The organism is Paraglaciecola sp. T6c, from assembly GCF_000014225.1.
Classification (GTDB): Bacteria; Pseudomonadota; Gammaproteobacteria; order Enterobacterales; family Alteromonadaceae; genus Paraglaciecola; species Paraglaciecola atlantica_A.
Map to the genome: position 1 here is coordinate 4443966 of NC_008228.1, position 23510 is coordinate 4467475.

Sequence of the window (23510 nt, forward strand, 5' to 3'; positions counted from 1 at the left end):
CAGAAATGTGGTAAACACGAAACAAATTTTAAGGGTTAAGACGCCACTCTGTCTTTTGCTACTTCGATTTTAAGTTGAGTGATCTTATTGTGGGTATTACGTTCATTGTGCTTTCGAAGTAACAGATTTAACTGATAAATCGACAGCAACATGGCATGAATAGCGATTAGGTAACCGCTGTCATTTAGTACCGTTATTTTCTCAGCGGCTAGACTATGCAGTTTGTCCTCATCGATTGTGCACAAACCTGCGATATTCTGTGTATTACCATCTTCAAACACCAATTGCAGATCAATGGCTTTTATCAAACCTAACGATTCTGTTTCTTGCATAAAGCGATGGGTGTCTATGTCCTGTTTAATGCCTGCTTCTAATAAATTTTTCGCTTTAGTGAGATACAATGATGCTCTACCGGCACTATCGAATATGGCTTCACCCGCTTCAGTAGAGAAAGCGTCACTGCTCTCCAATATTCCTATGGTGTAGCTATTTTCTACCTTGGGAGATTGCATTAAATAAAACGGAAACGTTTGTAAACTGATGGGTTGATAAATCGCATTCCAACGCCCCTCATCAACAAACAAATTTTGCATCGGCTCAAAACTGCTAAGTGCTGTTAACACCCAACTGCCATCTTGCTGATTACGTGAAAAAAACAGCGGAAAATTAGTGGCAGCCTTGCCTACCTCAGGCACCCGAAGACGCATAATTTGCTGGCTGGCGGCAAACTGCGCTAGGCTATTTTCTTTAAGCTTTAAATCTTTGTGTACGGTATTACTTAATTCGACAAGTGTGCTCATGGTTATCTCATACTTTGGGTGCTTAACCACCGCTCTATGTATTCTCTGTGTGGAGGAAGCGTTTGCAACAACTGCTGAGTAAGCTGCTGATTACGATGAATAATTTTCTGCGCGTTCCCTTGCTCATTGTACAAATGAGGTTGACGACTAAAATCTGGCTTGAAGCCCATGCCATACAGTACATATTGATAACTGGCAGCGGGGAATAACTCTATAGCGGCGTCAAAGTCGGCCGTAATCGGTCCTCGAAACTTCCATAGGGCTAAATCTTCTTGCAATGACTCAGGTATAGAATCGGGATCGGTATGCGCCTGCCAATAAGGTTCAGGGCGCTTAGTTAGCATGTAGTGCAATTTAAGAAAGTCGATAATTCGCGACCAACGATAGGCCATTTGTTGATTAAATCGCTTTTCGATTATTGGGGTCAAACGGGTATCAGGCGGGATGTTATCGGCAATAAACCGAGCCGATATTTCAACTAACATAATGGCAGTGGCCTCTAAAGGCTCGACGAAACCCGCGGCCATGCCCACAGCTACGCAATTTTTCTTCCATACTTGCGCCCGATGACCAGATTTAAAACTAATTTTACGTACTGGAATATCGTCAGATCTTGGGCCTAGATAACGACGTAAATTTGCTTCAGCTTCATCATCCGATAAATACTGGCTAGAATACACATGACCCACGCCACGCCTATGCGTTAAGCCAATGTCCCATATCCATCCGGCATTTTGCCCTGTTGCTATGGTATGGCTGGCAATCGGGCTGGTCGGGTCTTCGTATGGCATATGCAAAGCTAATGCTGAGTCGTTAAATAAGACTTTGTCTGCTGAAATGAAGGGGACATCTAATGCTTGGCCTAAGAGTAAAGAAGCAAAGCCAGTGCAATCTACGAATAAATCGCCTTCGATCTGCTTATGGTTAGTCAACGTAATTGAGCCAATAGCGCCATCTTCGGTTAAATTGACCTTATCAACCGTGCCTATGATTTGAGTCACATTTAAGGCGTTTTTACAGTGTCCTTTAAGTACTTCAGCAAACTCCCCCGCATCAAGGTGATACGCGTAATTACACTGCCCCTTGTATTCGGCCTCAGCCATTGAACGCGGCGCTAAACCGGCTTCGCAAACATGATGTTGAAAGTTGGATTCTACGGCATAATTTTCGATGTTTTCTACATATGGAGCAAGATCTATTCGGCCGTAACCAAGAGGAACAGTAAAAGGATGATAGTAAAAATCTCCATTACCGTGGACCCAATCCACAAATTTCCCCCCTTGCTTAAACCCAGCATGACAGCGAGCAAAAACCTCGCTTTCTTTTAACCCTATTTGCTGCAGGGTATTCTTCATGGTGGGCCAAGTGCCTTCGCCGACTCCCACTGTGGGAATATCAGAAGATTCAACTAAAAGGATCTGTAACCCGTTGTTATCATCTGTTCTATGCTGCGCAGCAACAATAGCAGCCGTTAACCAGCCTGCTGTGCCGCCACCAACGATGACAATTTTCTTAACAGCCTTTGACATGAATGAATTAATCCGCGTAGTAACGAGTGTGGAGCATTGCGTGTTGCACTCCAGCATTGCTTCAATCTAAGTAAGGGTTTTATACTTAAATCGCCATTAAATAACCTACCTAATAAAGCCTGACATCCTTTATGAGGTAATTTATTTAACGTGTTATTTTATAGGAAAAATGGCCCGCTTAATACTGGCGAGCCATGATGTTGTTATCAGATAAGCGCATCACGTATCCACATGTTGCGCTTATTTGTAACAAGCTTAGAACTTAGCGCGAACACCCACTGCGTAGCGAGCACCGTTATCTTCAACCGAGTAAACTTGATTGTCGAAACGACCAGTTTGCACTAGCTCTTCTTCCGTAACGTTAATGCCTTCAACGAATACTGTGAAGTTTTCGTTGATGTCATAGCTCGCACTCACATCCCATTGACCAAACGTTTGGGTATTAACAGGCTCGCCGTTAAAACCGTTATCAACGTTACGCAAGAATGCTTCGCGGTTATTGAATGCAATACGTGCTTGCCAGTTGTCTTGCTCGTAGAAAACAACTAAGTTTTGTGAGTCGCCTAACCCCTCTAAGAAGTCAGTATCAGCGTTAACCACAGTGGCGTTAGCCATCACACCAAAGCCATTTTCGAATACGTGAGTCACTGCGACTTCGTAGCCTGTTACTTTGGTTGTTTCCGTGTTTTGCGGACGACTAACAGTATAAACTTCACTTGCACCGTTCAATTCTTCAGTGTTCGCCACTACGTCATAATCAGGACGAGTATCATCAAGTGCTAAACCAACTGCACACAAATTTTCGCCTGTATCGTTGTTACATCTGAAGCCATCAGCGGATGTACGATCTGAGAACGTGAATGTCTCCTCGCCCGTCAATGTCACGATAAAGTCTTCTACTTCTTTGCTGAAGACTGCAAACGTGAAGTAACTTGCATCAGCGTAATACCATTCGAATGATAAATCCCAGTTCTCAGAGGTAAACGGCTTAAGCGACGGGTTACCACCACTGGCTGTTAAATTCTGACGACGAGGCTCATTAAATACGGTAGCTGGAGACAACTGAGACATAGTTGGACGTGTCATTGAATCATACACTGAGAAACGTAAAACCATTTCGTCGGTGAGGTCTAGCTTTACATTAACGCTTGGTAAAAGATTTGAGTAGCTGTCACCTTGCTGAATATCAGTGGCTGGACCGAACTCATTAGCGAATAAGGTCAAATCGGTGGTAGGCACTACGTCTTTAATGAAACTTTGTACTGCAGCAACACTGATGTCTGTTTCAGCATATCGCGCACCTACGTTGACTGCCAGAGGCATATCACCGATGTCATACATAAAGGTGAAGTCTAGATATAAGCTAGTGATGTCTTCGTTAATTGTATAACGGTTGTTCTGTAGCGTAGGCTCAATTGGATTGCCTGATTCTGCTAGGAAATCGATGTACGCATCGCCGTCATAACTATAGAAAGTTTCAGGGTAGCCAGGGAAGAAATTCTTCGCTGTAAAAGCTTCAAATCCAATGGTATCAACTGGTGCCGGTGTACCGTAACCACAGAATGCACATTGGCTACCATAAATTTGAAATGCTGATTTTTCACGCTCTTGACGGTATACACCGAACTGCGCTTTTTGAAATACATCTGAATCTGCTAAGTAGACGAAATCGGCTTTAAACTCGTTGATTTCATCTTCATCGGTGAATGTCAGGCCTTTTTCGTTGTAGTGCAAACGTGCACGACTGGCATCAGGTAGCGAGTCCCCACCAAATCCATCATGAGACACTGACGGTACACTGCTAGTGCCATCGAATGCGTAGTTATTGATGATACCCACTACGTTGAATCGGTCTTTACCTGCACGATCGTTTTCGGCAGATGAAGTCGACACATCAAATGTACCTTTGAGCTGAGGAGTAATATCCCACTCTACGTTTAAGCCGAAACCATCGCTTTGTGAGTCACGTGAATTACGCGTGTGAGATACGAAATCTGATGCAGGGTCACCGCTACCGCCGTGAAGACCAATTTGTTGATCAAACGTTAGTAAAGTACCGGTTGCCTCATCAATAGTTGCACTGCCTACACGATCTGGTTCAAACCAAGCCGCTAGATCGGTAACCTGTGAATCTACTTCAAATTTAGACACAAAACCATCAAGGGTAATGTTCACTTCATCCGATGGAGCAAATTGGAACACCAAACTCGCATTAGTACGCGTACGCTCTTGTTGGTCAATGGCCTGATCCCAGTTACGCGGAATATAGGCATTGGTGAACAAGACGCCATCATCGCGGTTGGAAATCGTTTGACCAGGGCGCCAGCCTGCCGTACCCACTGTGTTAATTTGGATGTCACGCTCTTGACGAGAAACAGCTAATAACACGCCCATTTTGTCATCATTGAATGTATTGCTTACAAGGAAAGAAGCTGAGGGCGACGTTTCTTCTGAAAGGGTTTCGTACATACCTTTTACAGAACCGATTAGCTGAAAGCCTTCGTAATCAAATGGACGAGCAGTAGAAACATTGATCGTTGCACCAATGCCCCCTTCTTGAAGGTCTGCACGAGTACTTTTATAAACGTCAGCACCGGTAATTTGATCTGCCGCAAGCACGTCAAAGTTAAACTCACGACCCCCACTATCCGTGGCGAGTTGACGGCCATTTACCAGTACCGTGTTAAATTGTGGGCCGAAACCACGAACTGTTACAGCTTGGCCTTCACCGCCACTACGGTCAATTGAAACACCCGTGATCCGCTGTAAAGATTCAGCCACGTTCAAGTCTGGGAATTTGCCCAAATCTTCGGCTGCAATGCCATCAGAAACAATAAGTGCTTCTTTTTTGTCAGACATGGCGCGTTTTAAGCTGCTGACAATGCCGCGAACCTGAATCACTTCAAGGTTACTATCGTCGCTTGCCTCTTGTGCTGTTGCTTGCATAGATAAACCAGCAACAGTAGGTACTAATAGGGCGGTTTTTACTGCCGACCAGATGTATGATTTTTTCATGGGATGTGCCCCGTTTGTGTCCTGTTGATATGATGTGTTCTTTGTTTTTTGGCGCTTTGCAAGTTTACCGTTCCACTCAAACTACTCGCATAACTATAGGATCATGCCACTCAGCTCACCTACTGATATGTATGTTAAATAGTATTAATACAATTTGTCAACATATGCGCAACATCACCAAGGTCTATAAAACCATTTATGCTGCAGATGTAATGCCGCTAAAGATCATACGTAAACTTCTTATTTTTCATCTGGTTATCTTTAAAAAAAGTGTATTTCCCAGACTCAAGTGAAAACGTTCTTAATCAGCTTAGTTGATAATTATAAGTCTGCTTTTGGCTTGGGTTAATGAAAGGTAAAACTTACGTAATCCTTGAATTTAATGCCCTCTAGCACTGATAGCTCACATGAAATGTATCTCACCCAGTGCACAGAATGTTACCGAAAGTTAAATAATACTATTTATATGCTTTTAAAACCGAGTAAAATGTCCTATTCACTTTATTCTGAACAAATTTACTTTATTTAAGGACCCTATATGACGCAACATGCAGCACAATTCATTGCCCTTCATGGGCAAAAGAGCAGCCTAGTTTTAGACGTCGGGTATGAAACACCACAAATAATTTACTGGCGCGCTAAGCTGTCAGAACAATCCACTGGCGATATGATGCGCGCGCTTCGCTTACGTCAAGAAGCGCCCGTCTCCCCTATTGTTGAACTTGACCTATGCATCACACCTACATCCGGCCAAGGCTTTACTGGGTTACCTGGGCTAAGTTTGCATGGCGGCAGCGACCAGTGGGCTGCGAACCCTAAGTTAAAGAAAGTGACACAGAATAATGAATACAGCGTCACGCTTACCAGCATAGATGCCGCTCGCGGTGTTGAAGTCGTTGTCACCATAAAACTAGACCAAGACACAGATGTACTGACTTTTGATACCGCTTTAAATAACATCACTGAGCAAACCATCACGCTTGACTGGTGCGCAGCAGCCACTATTCCAACCCCAGCGGACTTTGATCAAATTATCGGCTTTGAAGGCCATTGGGCGGGTGAGTTTCAACAACACTCGCTGGATAAATTCTTTGGCTCATACGTGCGCGAAAATCGTCGTGGCAAAACCTCACACGACAGCTATCCAGCCCTATTGTTGCACCCTAAAACCACCAATCAAGCTCAAGGTGAAGCCTATGGTTTTCATTTAGGTTGGAGTGGTAATCACAAAATCGTCGCTGAAAAAATGGCTGATGGTCGCTCTTATGTGCAGATGGGCGAGTTGTTATTTCCGGGTGAAATAGTGTTAAGTAAAAATCAGAGTTACCAGACGCCAACTCTGTTTGCCAGTTACACAGACCAAGGCTTATCAGCTTTATCTCAGCAGTTTCATCAATATGTGCGCACGCATATCATTCGCCAAAGCGTGCACGACAAACCTCGACCGGTGCATTACAACACTTGGGAAGGCATCTACTTCAACCACGACGTAGACACACTGAAAGACTTGGCCGAAAGAGCCGCAGAAATGGGCGCCGAGCGTTTTGTATTAGATGATGGTTGGTTTATTGGCCGTAACGATGACACAGCAGGGTTAGGAGACTGGTACGTGGACAAAGCGTTTTACCCAGAAGGGTTAACGCCTGTTATTGAGCATGTCAAAGCCCAAGGCTTAGAATTTGGCTTGTGGTTCGAGCCAGAAATGGTCAACCCAGATAGTGACCTATACCGCCAGCACCCTGAGTGGGTGTTAGGCAACGAAGTCAGCAAGCAAATAGACTGCCGTAATCAATTGGTGCTCGATTTATCTCGCCCAGAAGTATTCGAATATTTGTTCGAGCGTTTAGACTCTTTGTTATCAGAATATGATATTAGCTACGTAAAATGGGACATGAACCGTGATTTGAACCATCAAGGCAACCATAGCGGTAAGCCAGGTGGCCATAATCAAATACATGCGGTGTATCGCTTATTGGATAAAATTCGTGAAGCCCATCCGCAAGTGGAAGTTGAAAGCTGTGCATCGGGTGGCGGTCGTGCTGACTATGGCGTACTGGCGCGCACTGACCGCGTATGGACTTCAGATTCTAACGACGCACTTGAGCGCCTAAAAATTCAAAATGGTTTCTCGTATTTCTTGCCTTCAGAGCTAATGGGCTCACACGTAGGCCCAAGAGAGTGTCACATTACCCACCGCACTGTTTCAATGGAAATGCGCGCTTCAGTGACCTTGTTCGGCCACATGGGCATGGAAATGGATTTACGTGAGCTAACAGATGCCGAGAAAGTCGAGCTCAAAGCTATGACCGACTTATACAAACAACATCGAGCATTAGTGCACAGCGGCGATTTGTTCCGCTTAGAGCTTCCGGCCTATATGAATGGGCTAGGTATCGTTGCCAAAGACAAGTCACAAGCACTGTTCTCGTACAGTTTAGTAGCATGCAGCTCGGCCACCCTGCCGGATCAATATAAGTTTGCAGGTTTAGACAAGAACAGCCAATACAAGCTCGATATCATTTGGCCAATAAAGAACACTGACAAATGGCCAAAATCTGGTCTGTTTGGTTTCGTTAATCACCTTGGTGCTGTTGATGGTCAAGTCTTTAGTGGTGAATTATTGATGCAATTGGGTATGCAAATGCCATTGTTGACGCCACAAAGCAGTTTGTTGTTCCATCTTACAAAAGTGTAACGCATTAGATTTGTGCCGCGCTTGCTGATTTGGCTAGCGCGGTTTCTGTTTCCTTCTGACTCTAACTTCCTCTACGCTAGTATGCTATTTTTCCAATTTAGCAAATTCGCTCTGTTATTTTCACGCTGAGATATACACGCCCACGTATTACCTCATGCTTTACATTACCCTAGCTTCCTTTATACCATCACTGAATACGCTGAAATGTATAAAGCGTATCAGGGGATATGCCTAGCATGTAAATCACCTGCGCGAGTAAGTGCAAAAGCAATAAAAACACACTAAATAAAAATTCAAACAAAGGAACGACATGAACACCTTACATAGAACTGCATTATTTATTGCCTGCACACTGGCTTTTTCGAGCCCGGTGAGCGCAGCCTATCAGGCGTCAGAAAAGGCAACTCAGCTAGCCCAAGACACCATTCTGATAGATTCGCATATAGATGTGCCCTATCGCGTCAGTGAAAAATGGGTCGATGTTACACAGTCCACTGATGGCGGCGATTTTGACTATCCACGAGCAAAAGCAGGTGGTTTAAATGCGCCTTTTATGTCTATTTATGTGCCCGCCAGCCTTGATGATTCTGATGAGTCCACTGCGCTTGCCCATAAACTGATTGATTATGTAGAGGCGATTGTCGGGCGTGCACCGGATAAATTTGCGATTGCGAAGAGCGTTGCGGATGTAAGAGAGCAGTTTAAACAAGGTTTGATTTCATTGCCCATGGGGATGGAGAATGGCTCTCCTATTCAAGGTGACTTGGATAATCTTAAAACATTTTATGAGCGCGGTATTCGCTATATCACCCTCGCTCATTCCCAAAGCAACCATATTGCTGACTCTTCTTACGATATCCGTCGTAAATGGAAGGGCTTGAGCCCTTTTGGTAAAACCTTGGTCGAAGAAATGAATAACATAGGCGTAATGGTAGATATTTCGCACGTATCTGATAAAGCATTCTATCAAGCTATCGAAGTGAGCAAGGTGCCTGTTATCGCTTCTCACTCTTCATTACGTAAGTTCACCCCAGGCTTCGAACGTAATATGGACGATGACATGATCAAAGCCCTAGGTGATAACGGCGGTGTCATTCAAATCAACTTTGGCTCTACTTTTGTCAGCAAAATTTCACAAAACTGGCGTAATCAGATGACGGCTAAGCGTAAAGCGCTTGTGGAAAAAGAAGGTAAAGACAGTCCATTAGTCACTGCTTTTGATGAAGAATACACGGCTAAAAACCCCTTCCCGTTCGCCAACGTGGATACCGTGCTAGATCACATTGACCACGTAGTCGAACTTATCGGCATTGACCATGTGGGTATTGGTTCAGATTATGACGGTGTAGGTGACTCATTGCCAGAAGGCTTGAAGGACGTGTCTACCTATCCCAATTTGGTACAAGGTTTAATGGATCGAGATTACTCACAAGCGGATATCAAGAAAATACTAAGTGGTAATTTCTTACGTGTTTGGCAAGCAGTGGAAACTTACGCAGAACAGCATTAATTAACTTACGCATAATAAAAAGCCCGTTTACGACTCGCTGAACGGGCTTTGTAATGAATTAGCTTTTATTCAATCCAATATTGTCTGACTAAATACCCTAACCCTACTTGGCGTTTTTGCCGCGGTAAAAGCGAATTCCTGTTGCCCAGCGATCAGCGAACCCTGGCCATGCCTCGCTAAGTTTACCGTCACTATCTTTCATCTGAGTAGCATTGTCGCGCGTGGGTAAGTAGGCGCATTTGCTCTGGTCATTTTTCACGAAACAATCTAAAAATGCCAAACTCATGTGTTCATTGATGCGGTTAAGCTGCTCGTTGTCCCAACTAGGCTCAATGTAATGGCCTAGGTCAGCGTCAGTTTCATATGCCACTTTAGGTGCTGGATGTGGCGCAATGTTATGCCGTGCATTTTCAAACACCATCAGATACTTGTTATCACTACCGGTTTGTTCAAAAAGTTTTTTAACACCGTCTTCATAGCCGGATACATCATCCTGATCCCCTGATACATAAAGACTTGGAACCGTAATATTCGCCATCGATTTCGCATCATGTACAGAGGTTTCACCGCCCCAAGGTGCGAAAGCAATCATCGCTTTCCAGCGAGGGTCCACTGACTCCCGTCCCCCATTGCAACTATTAAATACCGGCAATAGTTGTTTGGCCGCATCTTCAGGGAAACCCAGACGTTGTAACCCCTCTTGATGAAAGTCGTAGCAAGCACCAATAGTATTGATTGCACCAAAGCCGCCCATGGAATAGCCAATGACTGCTGCATCGTCGGTATCAGCGATCTTAGCGATGTCTGAACTGTCTTGGCTAAAATAATCGAGCACAAATTGCTGGTCCCGCGCCCGGTTTATTAAAGTGCTAGGAAAACCAGAGAAACCTGAATTTACGAAATCTACATCCCCAGTGGTCGAGTCTGTATGGTCAATACCTACAACGATATAGCCATGACTGGCTAAATGTTCACCAAGATAATACATGATCGTTCGATAGCCAGTATAACCATGAGACAGCACAACTAAAGGAAATTGACCTGATGATTGAGGAGCAGCGTTTCGATGAGCCGTACCTATTAAGCTAAAGGGTTTGTGCAGACGGGTGACGTTTTCATAAGTAGCAGTTGAGGCTGCAGTCGCTTTAGGATCGGCTGGATACCACACCTCTAAGGTCAGTGGGCGGTCTTTACGTGATGTAAACGTCTGCGTATCAAGTTGCTTTTCGTGGGTTACGTTGAGCGTTTGCACACCAACTGTGTATTGCCCTGCAAATGCAAGTTCCGGTGTAATAGATGGCTGGACAGTATATAGCTGTTCGTCCGCGTGAACGAAGCAACTCGCCGATATCATGGTCAGTGCTGTAAGGAGTGCAGTAGGATTAAATATCTTCATTTTTCTCTTATTTATGTCTTTTTTCGAATTATCGTCACGCTCATTGGCTTATTATAGAATTTATATTATTTGTAATATTTAAAGCAACACAGATCTTGTATTCAAATATGTTTAGCGCGGAGGATCGATTTGTCCACCGATGCTATTGTTGGTGCGAAACCATCCCGCAATACTGTACCGATCCCTTTTAGCCGCGCGGACTTCATGAGGAAATTGCTCACTCAAAAAAATAATACATTGGTTAAAAGTAGGCTCTACTATCAAAAAAGGTGATACTTGATCATCATGAAACATAAGTAATTCCCCTCCATCAGCTTTAACCCAATCAGCGTTTAAATACACAACACTGCTAAGCAGACGATTACTGTTTCCTTTAAAAGCATCCACATGACGTCTATAAAAATCACCTGGGCCGTAATGAGCATAATGGCTTTCGTAATCGAATAATCCTAAAAATAAACGCCGATTTATGTCTATTCTCAGGTTTTCCATCAACTTTAAAAATAAGCCTTGAGATTCACTTTGACTGTTAATCCACGCAATACTGTCACTGCGCACACCGGTATTCACTTGTTGAAGTTGCTCACGGCCGATGGCTGCTTGCTTAAAGTTGAGGCGCGAATCACTACTCGCTTCAAGATAAAGTGCATTTATCACCAGCTCTGGTAAAAAGTCAGAAACAACGCAGTAACCTGAAATGGTAAGCTGCTCACAGATATACACGATCACTTGCTCATTTAAGCAACCGGCTTCATGTGTTTGCATGTATTTGGAATCCTAATGGATGGCTGAAAGGCCGAGGGTTACACTCTTGCGAGCGCGCCAGTATTGGCAGTTAAATTAAATGTTACGTGTGGCTAAATAGGTTTGTAAAATAATAGAAGCATCAAAACTCGCGCGATGACGTTGCTCTCCTGTTTCAGATAAAATTCGGGACTTTGCCAAATGCCAAATATCCATCTGATGTTCATTTAATATCATTTCAAGCTGACTTAATTCGAAAGACATGCTCATGCCTGCACTCTCATATAAGCGCGATAACCATGGACTATCTACCACCCACCCATCGGAATAAACAGTGAGTCCATTCAGCAGTTGATTAAGTTCGATACATACTTGATGTACAGGCGCACCTTTTTCAAGCAACATACTCCGACTGATGCCATGTAGCCCTTGTGCCTCTTCGCTCCAATGTTGCCAGTCATTTTGCGGGCGAATAAGTCGGCAGAAGCGTGTATCTGGGTCCAGTGCAACGCCCACTTCAATAGGATAACTACTGGCACCAAATCCGCTTGCCTCAATGTCGAGGATGATAGGTGAAATCATACTACTGCGCACTAAATTTAGACTCCTCCATTCATACCTTCCAACGCCACTTCCATGCTAAAAGTTTTTGTACAATAACGTTATGACTCACTGCCAAACTCTAAACCAATTTGATACAAGGTATTCTTTTTTAAGCCATATTGCTGAGCAACAATGGCAGCTGCTTTCTTGGGTGGCAATTCAGCCATCAATAACTTAAGCAACTTCAATGCCTCTTCTGGAATATCGCTTACATCAGATTTGTGTCCCGCAATCATCAGCACGAACTCACCTCGTTGATGATTCGAATCCGCATGCAACCACTCAAGGGCTTCACCTGCCGTACCTGAATAGAAGGTCTCGAAGGTCTTACTCAGCTCTTTGGCTACCACCACCTTGCGTTCAGCCCCTAGCACATCAACAACGCCCTGCACCGTATCAGCAATTCTGCGCGGGGATTCATAAAATACGCTGGTAGCAGTCTCACGCTCAATTGACTCTAGCGCTTGAATTTTTGCTTGTTGTTTGGCCGGCAAAAAGCCTTCGAAACGAAATCTGTCGGTAGCGAGTCCCGCACCACTTAATGCTGTGACTGCCGCGCATGCACCAGGTAAAGGGATTACATCAACACGGTTTGCCCTACATTGATTCACCAATCCGTAACCCGGATCGCTAATTAACGGTGTGCCCGCATCAGAGATAAGCGCAATATTTAAACCTTGTTGCAACTTTTCAATTAATTGTGCCGCCCGCTGAGTTTCGTTGTGATCATGTAATGAAATTAAGCGTGTAGAGATATCAAAGTGCTGCATGAGTTTTTGGCTATGGCGCGTATCTTCTGCTGCAATCAAATCCACCTCATTTAAGGTACGAATTGCGCGCAGAGTAATATCTTCTAAATTACCGATAGGAGTAGGAACGATGAAGAGCTTTCCGAAATTTGCCACTTTGTATGCCTTTTAAATATGCCGTTGGACATTGATGCCGCTATTTTACCTTGTAACGTCCCATTTCCCTAAGCTCTGAGTAGGTAGATATTTATCAGCGTTGGTATAAACTAACGGGCGAATTATCAAGATGTTAAGTGAGTGCACTGTAAATGAAATTAATCAGGTCGGTAGTGGTTGTTAGCCTAGTCGTTTTTATGGCCTCCTGTGCAGATACGCCGAACAAAAAAAACGCGGTAAAACGACCAGATATCAAGGTAGTGCAACCAGACCGTGAGCTTAACAGTCAATATTACCTAAACCAAGCGCAACGTCAGTTTGCCGAGACGGGTGACACTACTCAGCGTAATAGATTGATATTGCAAGCCGCGTCTGTTTTACAGCAAGAAGATAATTGCAATGCCAGTATAAAGTTGCTTAATATCCTTACGCCTGAACTTATTCACCCTGACCTTCAATCTGAAGCTCAATTGCTGTTGGCACAGTGTTATATGCAACTGCCTACCCCTGCGGTATCCCAAGCACAAAAGCTTGTGAATAAATTGCTTAAAAGCAAACATGAGTCAGCTCAGCTCAGTGAATTACAGGCCCTTATTGACGAACAGCAACATGCTTGGTTAGCCGCGAGTGAAAATTTATTAGCCGCTGGCAACCTCAATCAAGAAAATAGCCTTAGATTATGGCGGGCGATTGGCAATCTAACCAACAAGCAAGAAAAGCAAGCCGTGATAGATGAGCCCAGGCTCAAGTCATGGATTGAACTTAAAACGATTATTCAACAGCTAGGCACGCAGCCTCAAAGACTAAAAGTTCAGGTCAACCAGTGGCAAAATAAGCATTCATCCCACCCCTTATCTGAAGTACTCCCGGAGGCGTTAGTCAACGCCATGGAGCAAGACACTATAACGCCTAAGCGAGTGGCAGTATTGCTACCGCTGACGGGTAGGCTTTCTAGCCAAGGGAACGCAATTAAAGACGGAATTATTGCAGCGTACCTAGCTCATTTGAATAGCGCGTCAACGTCAAATAGCCAAGCTTCAACCCAGAACATTGAATTACAGTTTTTTGATTCAGCCTTAAAAATACCCGAGGAGTTGAGTGAACAGGTCACTGACTACGATACGATTATTGGGCCGCTACTAAAAGAGAAGATTGCTCAATTAATAGCGTTGTTACCAGCCAATAAATCGGTATTAGCGCTAAATCGTATTGACTCTATTATCGAAAATAAAACGACGGACAATACATTAGTCGATAACATCATTGTGGATCAAGCAGTGCCGGCAGAAAACATAACACTGCCAGATGTTAATAACGCGTTTGAAACACTTCCCGCAGCATCGCCAGAAGTGTTTTACTTTTCACTAGCCCCTGAAGATGAAGCCATTCAATTGGCCAAGCACATCCATGACCTAGGCCTGCGTCACCCCATAGTATTAGCGGCTGACACCAGTACCACCCAGCGCATGTCTGAGGCTTTCATTCAACAATGGCAACAGAATGACCAACAACAAGATTACGTTGTCCCCGCAACAGGCACCTTTACCGATAGTAAAAATATGCGCAAGTTGGTGTCTGAGTTATTAGATGTAGCCCAAAGCCGCCAGCGCATGAAACAAATAGAACTACTTACCACTAGTGAAGTGTACGCAGTAGAGCGCAATCGCCGGGATGTAGATGCGATAATTTTGTTTGCCAACCCGGAACAGACTGAATTACTTAATCCTATTATTGAGTCGAGCTTGAGTCCTTTCGCCGCTCGCGAAATCTCCGTTTTCGCCTCATCAAGAAGTTACACCCTGGAATTGAACAAAAACAGTATTCGAGATTTACGCAATTTAACCTTTATTGATATGCCATGGATGATGCCCAATAACCCATGGCAAGACTTAGCAAATGATACCCAGGCCTTATGGCCTCAAACCCAAGATAGTTTGTTACGTCTATTTGCTCTTGGTTACGATGCCTATAACCTAGTGCCTAAGCTGCGCCATTTGAAACTCCTGCCGATCACTTCGGTGAAAGGCTTAAGTGGCGAGTTAAGTATCAGTGCGGATGGGGAAGTTCACCGCGTATTGCCCTGGGCGAAAGTAGCGCAAGACCGGGTCATCCCCATTGCCATGGACTAACCCGTTGCGCTCTTTAATGAAGGGCGCGCAAGGCGAAGCCCAGGCATTAGCTTATTTAAAGCAGCAAGGGCTTACGTTAGTGACGCAAAATTACCGCTGCCGAAGCGGCGAAATTGATATCATCATGCGCGACCATCAAGAACTAGTCTTCGTTGAGGTCAAATACCGTAGCGGACAACAGTTTGGCAGCGCAGTGGAGTTTTTCCATCCCCACAAACGACGTAAATTCGAGTCTGCTATACAGCATTACATGCTAGACAATAAGCTGAATCCTTCGTTAATCGCCCATAGAATTGATATAGTCGGCATAGATGTATTAAGTAACAACAATGATAAAATCAGTTGGTTAAAGTATGTATAACAACAACGCGCACTGGAGCATGAATGTTAGAGAGTGTTAAAGCCAATTTTACCGAGAGCATTCAAACTATGATTGCTTCGTTAGAAGAACTACCTGAGCCCATTGCACTTGCCACGCAAATGATGGTTAATGCACTTATCAACGGAAATAAAATACTGTCTTGCGGTAACGGTGGTTCGGCAGCCCATGCCCAAAGTTTTGCTTCTCAAATGCTGAATCGATACGAGCGAGAGAGACCTAGCTTACCCGCCATTGCGCTAAGCACAGACACCTCAACTATGACGTCTATTGCCAATGACTACAGCTATGACGAAGTGTTTTCTAAACAGGTACGCGCCCTAGGGCAAACAGGCGATATACTACTGGCCATATCACCTAATGGCGCCTCTAGAAGCGTTATTAGCGCCATGGAGGCCGCTTTGAGTCGCGATATGACCATTGTTGCGTTAACCGGGCTGGATGGCGGTGAAATGGCAGGGTTACTTGGCCCGAATGACGTGGAAATCCGTGTTCCATCAAGTCGCGCCGTGCGTATTCACGAAGTACATCTATTGGTTATCCATAACTTATGCGAAGGGGTAGACGATTGTCTTTTCCCAGAAACTTCACAGGAATAATGACGTGTTAAATTATCATCCTAAATTACTTATCAGTACATTGTTAGCCCTTAGCCTTTTACAAGGCTGCGCTGCACTAGTGGTAGGCGCTGGGGTCGGTGCGGCTTCTGCTGCCCACGATCGTCGTTCATTAGGCACTCAGCTTGACGATAAAACCGTTTCAAGTCGTATCTCTATCGCCTTGTCTGACAATAAAGCTATTGACGAGCAAGCGAATATCCATGTTCACGTTTTTAACGGGTCCGTCTTGTTAGTCGGACAAGCACCGAATGAAGCCTTGATCAATCAAGCCCAAGTGGCCGCGACATCTGTGAAAAATATAGAAAAATTGCACAATCAAATTCGACTGGGCTCGCCAGTTTCAGCCAGCACCACCACCCATGACGTATGGCTAACCTCTAAAATCAAAGCCAACCTAGTGGCAGACAAGCGGATAGACGGCTTTCACATTCATGTGGCGGTTGAAAACTCCGAGGTTTTCCTAATGGGTTTGGTTAGCACTAAAGAAGCAGAAATAGCAGCCACAGTGGCGCGTAATATTGATGGCGTGAAACAAGTCATTAAAGCATTTGAATACCTCTAGCAGTACATAACGGCTACATTAAAAGCGCTGCCTGTTAAATCCATGGAGCGCTTTACATCGGCCTCATAAGGTACTTTTTACTTTGTTTCGTAGCTATTTTTTAAACCTTTACTGTTAGGTCATTCAAGCGCCTTGACTAAGTCCTTTTAAGTTTTTCCCTGAGAAGTGAATTGTTCACTGCAATTAGTATTGGGCTTTCATGTGTTCATGCAAGAGCACTGGCATGCTAGCTGTCGAACAATAAACACAAAAAAAGGTGCCTTTTGGCACCTTTTTCTAACGTGTAACACTTTACTTAACAATGGTTAAATTGGGTTTACCCTTTTTACTTGGGGCTGGCGCCTTTTCTGGTGAATCTGATGATTGAACGGGTGTTGGCGTTAAATCACTGCCGTCGCCCTCAAAATCGTCTTCAGGTGTAAACACCGTACCTGCACCATTTTCTTTGGCGTAAATCGCCAAAACCGCCTTACATGGAACAACGATATTACGTGGCACACCGCCGAAACGAGCATCAAAGGTAATTTCGTCGTTGCCTAGTAACAACTTGCCACAAGAGGCGGGAGAAACATTAAGTACTATCTGACCATCACGAACATGTTCTTGTGGCACTAATGTACCTGAAACATGTGCATCAACCACGATATAAGGCGTCAAATTGTTATCCACAATCCATTCGTAGAATGCACGGAGTAAATAAGGCTGATTTGATGTCATATTGTCATTTCCCACTAAAGAGGGTTATGAATTTCGCGTTCTTGGTCCGTCAAAGATGCTTTGAACGAACTTCTTTCGAAAATGCGATTCATATAAGTGCGTACATCTTTTGCGCCAGTGCCCGTCAATTCAATACCAAGAGACGGCAAACGCCACAATAATGGAGCAAGATAACAATCTACGAGACTGAATTCTTCACTCATAAAGAACGGCGTCTCTGCGAACAATGGTGCCAAGCTCAACAACGCTTCACGCAATTCATTACGTGCAGCGGCTACATCGCCTTTACCCGCTAGAATTTGCTCAGCAAGTACATACCAATCATTCTGAATGCGGTGCATAGTCAAGCGGCTTTGGCCACGAGATACAGGATATACAGGCATCAATGGAGGGTGAGGAAAACGCTCGTCCAAATATTCCATGATGATATGAGAATTATAAAGTACCAATTCTCTGTCAACCAAGGTTGGTACCGTGCCATAAGGATTTAAATCAATTAAATCTTCAGACAAGTTGTTTTTCTCGATATAGCTGATTTCTACTCCAACACCTTTTTCAGCAAGTACGATACGCACTTGATGACTATAGATATCAATGGTGTCTGAGAACAACGTCATGATAGAACGTTTATTTGTGGCTACAGCCATTAAGCTTCCTCCTAAATTCAGATATCCAGCTGTTTATATTTACAATAAAGCCTGCTGAAATATCCAATATTACTGTTTTTGCACCCTGGTTGAGGCTGCATCAACAGCAAAACGGTAAATTAATCTACCAGTGATAAGAAAGGGGCACGGGGCCCCTTAAAATTTTGCGGATTATACATTAACTTTTGTAGAATTAATGCACATCTCTCCAATAATCTTTCTTCAGTAAGTAAATAAGTACGAAGAACACCAACAAGAATATTAAGACCCAGCGACCGATACTCTCAGACTCTAAGCGTGAAGGCTCACCTGTGTAAACCAGGTAGTTCACTAAGTCCAAAACGGCACCGTCATATTCTTCTGGGCTCAATTCCCCAGAACCATCAGATTTGATACCTACATAGCGTTCGACCATTTCGCCGTCGACCATATGCTCTTCAGTCGTCTTGCGAGGAACACCTTGCAACTCTTGCAATACATGTGGCATACCCACTTCAGGGAACACTAGGTTATTCACACCAAACGGACGACTCTCGTCGACGTAGAACGTACGTAGATAGGTATACAACCAATCAGCACCACGTACACGAGCTACCAGAGTCAAATCTGGAGGCGGCGCACCGAACCACTTAGCTGCAGCATCAGCAGGCATACCATTTTTAATATACTCGCCGGGCTTTTCGCCTGTGAACTGTAAGTTCTCTTGACCAAGCTCAACAGGGATACCTAAATCTTCGAACGCACGCTGATAACGTTGGTACTGCATTTGGTGACAACCCAAACAGTAGTTCTGAAAGATCTTGGCGCCGTTTTGCAACGATGCCTTGTCTGTTAAGTCGTAGTCAGCGGTGTCTAAGTGAGCACCGCCGCCTGCTGCGAATACTGCATTTGGCAATAAAAATGCTAAAACGAGTATTAACTTCTTCATCCTGTAATCCTCGCTGGAACTGGCTTGGTTCTTTCGTTTTTACTGTATATCCACAGTAAGAAGAAAAAGCCGAAATACATTATGGTCAAAATTTGCGAAGCAATAATTTTCCACGCTTCTTGAGGTGTACCACCTAGGTAGCCTAGGAAGATAAACACGCCGGCAAATACGAGCAGGTTCCAACGGTGCAAGCCACAGCGGTAACGCCAAGACTTAACACGTCCACGGTCAATCCAAGGCAATAGCGCCAATGCCACAATCGCTGCGAACATACAAATTACACCACCCAGTTTATGCGGTACGGCTTTCAAAATTGCATAGAAAGGCGTGAAATACCAAACAGGGAAAATGTGCTCAGGTGTTTTAAGCGGGTTAGCAATTTCAAAGTTAGGGTGCTCTAAGAAATAGCCGCCCATTCCTGGGTTGAAGAACATGACATAGCAAAAAGCGATTAAGAACAGGCTGAACGCCACCAAGTCTTTAAGCACAATATGCGGGAAGAAAGGTACGATATCATCAATGATGTCGTACTTATCTGTGTAGTACTCATGCATCTTAAATTTAGTTTTTTCGGCTTCTGTGAGTGAGCCTTTTTTACGTTTAACGTCGGTTCCATCAGGGTTGTTCGAACCCACTTCGTGAAGCGCAACAATATGTAAAAACACGAGAATAACGATAACCAGCGGTAACGCGATGACGTGCAAAGCAAAGAATCGGTTCAGCGTTGCTCCCGAGATAACATAGTCACCTTGGATCCAAATCACTAGATCTGGGCCAATAACAGGAATAGCACTAAACAAGGATACGATAACCTGTGCTCCCCAGTAAGACATTTGCCCCCAAGGTAATACATACCCCATGAACGCTTCCGCCATCAACGCTAAGTAGATGAACATTCCGAACAACCACAGCAACTCACGTGGTTTCTGGTATGAACCATAAATCATGCCGCGGAACATGTGCAAATACACCACGATAAAGAACGCAGAAGCACCGGTACTGTGCATATAACGTAAGATCCAGCCATATTCTACATCACGCATGATGTATTCAACTGACGCGAATGCGCGCTCGGCTGAAGGCTCAAAACTCATGGTTAACCAAACACCAGTCACGATTTGGTTAACGAGTACGATGGTAGCTAGAAAGCCAAACACGTACCAAAAATTCATATTACGCGGTGCAGGATATTGAATCGCATGCATGTTTGCCACACGCATAATTGGTAAGCGGTATTCAATCCAATCCATTAAATTTTTAAACATATTATGCAGCCCCTTCTTCGGAACCAATCAAAATGGTGTTGTCGTCCAAGTACATATACGGCGGAACAACCAAGTTAAGTGGTGCAGGAACGTTATTGAATACGCGACCAGCCATATCAAATTTAGAACCATGACATGGGCAATGGAAGCCTTCAGGAACGCCTTCAACGTACTCTTCAAAAGCGCCATCTTTTAGATGTTGAGGAGAGCAACCTAGGTGAGTACAGATCCCAACCAACACTGAGTATTCAGCTTTAATGGAACGATATGAATTACGAGCGAACTCAGGTTGTTGATCCTCTTCAGAATTTGGATCTTTCAATAAATCATCAATTTTGGTCAACGATTCAAGCAATTCTGGTGTACGTCTGGTGATCCAAACTGGCTTACTACGCCAAATAACGCGAATAAGCTGTCCAGGCTCGATTTTACTTATATCTGCTTCTACATCAGCACCGGCTGCTCGCGCTTTCACACTGGGGTTCCATGAACCGATGAAAGGTATAGCAGCACCTGCGACACCGACACCACCCACAACGGACGTAGCGACAGTCAAAAAGCGACGTCGATTGTTGTCTTGCGGTTGGTTTTCGGTAACAGACGAATCATTCGCATCTAATGATACATTGCTCATCCAATAATCTCCGAGGGTTGAATTTGCTCACACTTCTTTGCAAAAAAGGCTTTCAATACCTTACGAACTAAAAGAAGTTATAGTTTTGTCATTAACCGAAAATGATAAAAGAAAACCCACAATAAATACAAGGAATTCGTCAATAAAACGAAGAAATACCGAGACTTAAGAGGGAAATTTGTACAAGACGGCATTTTAGCCAAAAATAGGCCAAAAAAAACCCGGCAAATAGCCGGGTTTCGAATTCATAAAAACGATTAACGTTTTGAGAATTGTGGACGCTTACGCGCTTTATGTAGACCCACTTTCTTACGCTCAACTTTACGTGCATCACGGGTTACGAAACCAGCTTTACGTAGAGAAGGACGAAGTGTCTCATCAAATTCCATCAATGCACGAGTGATACCGTGACGAATTGCGCCAGCTTGGCCGCTAATTCCGCCGCCAGCAACTGTGACGTATAGATCGAATTTTTCAGTCATCTCAACCAATTCAAGTGGTTGACGAACAATCATTCGTGCCGTTTCACGACCGAAGAATTCATCTAGAGGACGTTTGTTAACAACGATGTTACCACTACCTGCACGAAGGAAAACACGAGCGGTAGAGCTTTTGCGGCGACCAGTGCCGTAGTATTGAGTATCTGCCATTTTCTATGCTCCTTAAATGTCTAAGACTTGAGGCTGTTGAGCAGCGTGTTTATGCTCAGGACCAGCGAAGACTTTCATTTTGCGGAACATATCGCGTCCAAGAGGACCTTTTGGCAACATACCTTTAACCGCTTTTTCAATGATCATCTCTGGTTTGAAGGCTTGTAACTTCTCAAAGTTAGTCTCTTTAAGACCGCCTGGGTAACCAGTGTGAGAGTAGTACATTTTACCTTTGGCTTTGTTGCCGGTAACAACTACTTTCTCTGCGTTGATCACAACAATGTAATCCCCTGTGTCCACATGAGGTGTGTACTCAGGCTTATGCTTTCCGCGTAAACGGCTAGCAATTTCAGTCGCTAAACGACCTAGTGTTTTGTCTGCGGCGTCTACCACATACCATTCACGTTTTACCGTTTCTGGCTTTGCAACAAAAGTTTTCATCTAATATTACCCAAAAAATATATGTCTAAATGTTACGTTGTTTCTGCTATTTCAAACCGAAGTTTGCAACCTCAGAAACCGCTAAAATCAATACACTGACCCCTTCGAGTCGTACGATTCTTCCACTTTCCCAAAGTGGGTGTAACTGGGCAGGGCGCGAATTATACAGATGTTTTTACGAAACGCGAGCAGAAATTGCGCATTTTTGGCTGGGTATAGCAAGAAAAATTATCTCAATTTGTCAGTGACAACTGGCAATACGAGGAATTTACCACACAGCAAATTCCTCGTATTGCTATTATAAAAAGCCTTGGGCTCTTAACCGTAGGCTTTAAACAATGGCGCTTCACTATAAACTTCATTAAAGATGTCAAAAAAGGTTGGGCTAACACTCAAGTTCATCGCAATTCCTAAGCCTTTTGCTAAGTCGCTGGCTGATACGATGCCACGGATCTGATGCGCTTCGCTGTCAACGACTAAACAATGCTGCAGACCGTTGGCTTTGAGCATTTCGACCAAATCACCGACACTAGAGCGTTTCAACTCTCGCAATAAAATCACTTTTAGATCTGCTTTGGTACGCATAAAGTGACGAACGCATAAGTCTGGGCGCTCAATACCAGAGGCAATGCGCTTTATTTTTTCTTGATCGTTCAAGTCGTCAAGGCTAATCACGCCGATAAACTTGTAGGCGCTATCAAGCACAATTTTCAAGCGTACTTTCTCTTCGATCATACGTTGCTCTACTTCAGAGATAGGCGTATCAGCTTGAATGACAATTGGTTTTGTTTTTTTGAAATCAGTAAACACTGACGTTGCAGGGGAATCAAGGGAAACCCCTTGAAACGTTTCAGGCCAAGCTAATTCATCTAATTGGTTTAATTCGTAAAGGGCGATGTTTTTCATGATTTTCTTCCTCCCCCAGCATTGGGTAACCTAATGCTGGGGTGTTAATTCAATTAATTTATGTCACTGCATTGCTAAGTACAATGCGCGAACTGGATATGGATAAATTAAAGAATGGAAGGCGGGGCGCGAATACTAGTTGAACCAACGGTTTGCCCAATAGACGCCTGTGCTCCCACTGAAAAACGTGTTTGCTTGGCCTTAATGCGCAGTGTTGGATGTTTGAATCCGATATGCAAGTGTTCTTCGCGGTCATCCGCTTCTTGGGATAACTGCAAAGATTGTGAGTCTAATACGTCTGACAGCAACGCACTGCGTTCGATATTTACGTTGCCACTGCTCGCCGCTCGTCCCTCAACACTGAGTAACGAGAACAACAAAGGAAATAACAGGACAAGTAACTTATTCATAATCTAACGCGGTTGATTAAACCCA

The 23510-nt window shown here is 44.0% G+C and carries 22 protein-coding genes; 6 read left to right on the top strand and 16 right to left on the bottom strand.

Going from position 1 to position 23510, the window contains the following annotated elements; genetic code table 11:
• Positions 1-35 precede the first annotated feature (35 nt).
• The 3 genes from PATL_RS18875 to PATL_RS18885 all read right to left on the bottom strand — a co-directional run bounded on the left by PATL_RS18875 (position 36) and on the right by PATL_RS18885 (position 5344).
• Complete coding sequence (locus PATL_RS18875; protein ID WP_011576408.1) at positions 36-800, bottom strand: SapC family protein; 765 nt, start codon at positions 798-800, stop codon at positions 36-38.
• 2 nt (positions 801-802) lie between these two features.
• Positions 803-2329 (bottom strand): tryptophan halogenase family protein, encoded by a 1527-nt coding sequence (locus PATL_RS18880; protein WP_041714078.1) that lies wholly within the window; start codon positions 2327-2329, stop codon positions 803-805.
• A 255-nt stretch (positions 2330-2584) separates the two neighbouring features.
• Positions 2585-5344, bottom strand: coding sequence for a TonB-dependent receptor (locus tag PATL_RS18885; RefSeq protein ID WP_011576410.1), 2760 nt, complete (start codon positions 5342-5344; stop codon positions 2585-2587).
• Between the two features lie 538 nt (positions 5345-5882).
• On the opposite strand from PATL_RS18885, the gene PATL_RS18890 reads away from it, so the two are divergent.
• The gene (locus PATL_RS18890) at positions 5883-8039 is read left to right on the top strand and encodes an alpha-galactosidase (RefSeq protein ID WP_011576411.1); all 2157 of its coding nucleotides are present in this window, start codon (positions 5883-5885) and stop codon (positions 8037-8039) included.
• Between the two features lie 310 nt (positions 8040-8349).
• Positions 8350-9549 (top strand): dipeptidase, encoded by a 1200-nt coding sequence (locus tag PATL_RS18895; protein ID WP_011576412.1) that lies wholly within the window; start codon positions 8350-8352, stop codon positions 9547-9549.
• Between the two features lie 103 nt (positions 9550-9652).
• Here the strand turns inward: PATL_RS18895 and PATL_RS18900 are convergent, their stop codons facing one another.
• From PATL_RS18900 to rsmI, 4 genes are all read right to left on the bottom strand, one after another.
• The gene (locus PATL_RS18900) at positions 9653-10945 is read right to left on the bottom strand and encodes an alpha/beta hydrolase family protein (RefSeq protein ID WP_011576413.1); all 1293 of its coding nucleotides are present in this window, start codon (positions 10943-10945) and stop codon (positions 9653-9655) included.
• A 111-nt stretch (positions 10946-11056) separates the two neighbouring features.
• Positions 11057-11710, bottom strand: a complete 654-nt coding sequence (locus PATL_RS18905) for a 2OG-Fe(II) oxygenase (RefSeq protein WP_011576414.1) — start codon at positions 11708-11710, stop codon at positions 11057-11059.
• Between the two features lie 75 nt (positions 11711-11785).
• On the bottom strand, positions 11786-12283 hold the full coding sequence (locus PATL_RS18910; RefSeq protein WP_011576415.1) for a hypothetical protein: 498 nt from the start codon (positions 12281-12283) through the stop codon (positions 11786-11788).
• Between the two features lie 68 nt (positions 12284-12351).
• Positions 12352-13197 carry a 16S rRNA (cytidine(1402)-2'-O)-methyltransferase gene (gene rsmI / locus PATL_RS18915; RefSeq protein ID WP_011576416.1) on the bottom strand — a complete coding sequence of 282 codons (846 nt, stop codon included), beginning with the start codon at positions 13195-13197 and terminating at the stop codon, positions 12352-12354.
• A gap of 152 nt (positions 13198-13349) precedes the next feature.
• Between rsmI and PATL_RS18920 the strand changes: the two genes are divergently transcribed.
• Genes PATL_RS18920 through dolP form a run of 4 tightly spaced genes read left to right on the top strand, consistent with a single transcriptional unit; the run spans position 13350 to position 16887 of the window.
• The gene (locus PATL_RS18920) at positions 13350-15326 is read left to right on the top strand and encodes a penicillin-binding protein activator (protein WP_011576417.1); all 1977 of its coding nucleotides are present in this window, start codon (positions 13350-13352) and stop codon (positions 15324-15326) included.
• Positions 15313-15687: a YraN family protein gene (locus tag PATL_RS18925; protein WP_041714081.1), complete on the top strand. Its 375-nt coding sequence runs from the start codon at positions 15313-15315 to the stop codon at positions 15685-15687. The genes PATL_RS18920 and PATL_RS18925 overlap by 14 nt, the downstream gene beginning before the upstream one ends.
• 23 nt (positions 15688-15710) lie before the next feature.
• A complete protein-coding gene (locus tag PATL_RS18930) occupies positions 15711-16304 on the top strand; it encodes a phosphoheptose isomerase (protein WP_011576419.1) in 594 nt (197 codons plus the stop codon).
• A gap of 4 nt (positions 16305-16308) precedes the next feature.
• A complete protein-coding gene (dolP, locus tag PATL_RS18935) occupies positions 16309-16887 on the top strand; it encodes a division/outer membrane stress-associated lipid-binding lipoprotein (RefSeq protein WP_011576420.1) in 579 nt (192 codons plus the stop codon).
• A gap of 291 nt (positions 16888-17178) precedes the next feature.
• Here dolP and PATL_RS18940 read toward each other — a convergent pair whose 3' ends face one another.
• The 9 genes from PATL_RS18940 to PATL_RS18980 form a co-directional block, all read right to left on the bottom strand.
• Positions 17179-17604 (bottom strand): ClpXP protease specificity-enhancing factor, encoded by a 426-nt coding sequence (locus PATL_RS18940; protein WP_011576421.1) that lies wholly within the window; start codon positions 17602-17604, stop codon positions 17179-17181.
• Between the two features lie 14 nt (positions 17605-17618).
• The gene (gene sspA, locus PATL_RS18945; protein ID WP_011576422.1) at positions 17619-18251 is read right to left on the bottom strand and encodes a stringent starvation protein SspA; all 633 of its coding nucleotides are present in this window, start codon (positions 18249-18251) and stop codon (positions 17619-17621) included.
• Positions 18252-18444: 193 nt separating this feature from the next.
• On the bottom strand, positions 18445-19179 hold the full coding sequence (locus tag PATL_RS18950; RefSeq protein ID WP_011576423.1) for a cytochrome c1: 735 nt from the start codon (positions 19177-19179) through the stop codon (positions 18445-18447).
• Complete coding sequence (locus PATL_RS18955) at positions 19176-20444, bottom strand: cytochrome b (protein ID WP_011576424.1); 1269 nt, start codon at positions 20442-20444, stop codon at positions 19176-19178. Before PATL_RS18955 ends, PATL_RS18950 begins: the two co-directional genes overlap by 4 nt.
• 1 nt (position 20445) lies before the next feature.
• Positions 20446-21078, bottom strand: coding sequence for a ubiquinol-cytochrome c reductase iron-sulfur subunit (gene petA, locus PATL_RS18960; protein WP_006991014.1), 633 nt, complete (start codon positions 21076-21078; stop codon positions 20446-20448).
• A 257-nt stretch (positions 21079-21335) separates the two neighbouring features.
• Positions 21336-21728, bottom strand: coding sequence for a 30S ribosomal protein S9 (rpsI, locus tag PATL_RS18965; RefSeq protein WP_006991013.1), 393 nt, complete (start codon positions 21726-21728; stop codon positions 21336-21338).
• A gap of 12 nt (positions 21729-21740) precedes the next feature.
• Positions 21741-22169 (bottom strand): 50S ribosomal protein L13, encoded by a 429-nt coding sequence (rplM, locus tag PATL_RS18970; RefSeq protein ID WP_006991012.1) that lies wholly within the window; start codon positions 22167-22169, stop codon positions 21741-21743.
• 318 nt (positions 22170-22487) lie between these two features.
• Positions 22488-23075, bottom strand: coding sequence for a CBS domain-containing protein (locus tag PATL_RS18975; RefSeq protein WP_011576425.1), 588 nt, complete (start codon positions 23073-23075; stop codon positions 22488-22490).
• 107 nt (positions 23076-23182) lie between these two features.
• On the bottom strand, positions 23183-23485 hold the full coding sequence (locus PATL_RS18980; protein ID WP_011576426.1) for a hypothetical protein: 303 nt from the start codon (positions 23483-23485) through the stop codon (positions 23183-23185).
• Positions 23486-23510 lie beyond the last annotated feature (25 nt).